This is a genomic window from Geobacter grbiciae, assembly GCF_018531165.1.
Taxonomy (GTDB): domain Bacteria; phylum Desulfobacterota; class Desulfuromonadia; order Geobacterales; family Geobacteraceae; genus Geobacter; species Geobacter metallireducens.
Genome location: NZ_JAHDIW010000059.1, coordinates 1 through 491, shown reverse-complemented (window position 1 = coordinate 491; position 491 = coordinate 1). Strand labels below are relative to the sequence as shown.

Below are 491 nucleotides of genomic sequence, written 5' to 3'. Positions count from 1 at the left end.
CAGGGAGTGGTTTACGAGCACACGAACCGGACCTCCACCTGCGCCACCTGCCACCAGAGCACCAACGCCACCGTTCAGAAAACGATCACCGACGGTCGGAACAATATCCAGGTATCCTGCGCCAACTGCCACGGCACGGTGAACCACATTGCCCAGCACGACATGGCCCAGACCGCGGCCGAGTGCGCCCAGTGCCACACCAAGAGTGTCCTTGACGAGCACCTGACCCGGACTTCCACCTGCGCCACCTGCCACTCCAGCTCCCGGGTTGAAGTCCAGAACGCCATCACCGCCGGCCGTGCCGGCACGGTGGTCAACTGCGTCACCTGCCACGGCCAGTACAACCATCCCACGGCCCACACCGGCAAGGTCAGCGCTCCCTACGCCGACTGCAACACCTGCCACATCACCAACCTGACCGACCTGCACGCCCAGCGGGGCTTCCAGTGCGCCGCCTGCCACGCCAGCACCAACACGGCCATAACCGCGGC

The 491-nt window shown here is 65.6% G+C and carries 1 protein-coding gene; it reads left to right on the top strand.

Features of this window, described 5'->3' with window-relative positions; genetic code table 11:
* A partial coding sequence (locus KJB29_RS19130) for a cytochrome c3 family protein (RefSeq protein WP_343213585.1) occupies positions 1–491 on the top strand: 491 nt, incomplete at both ends.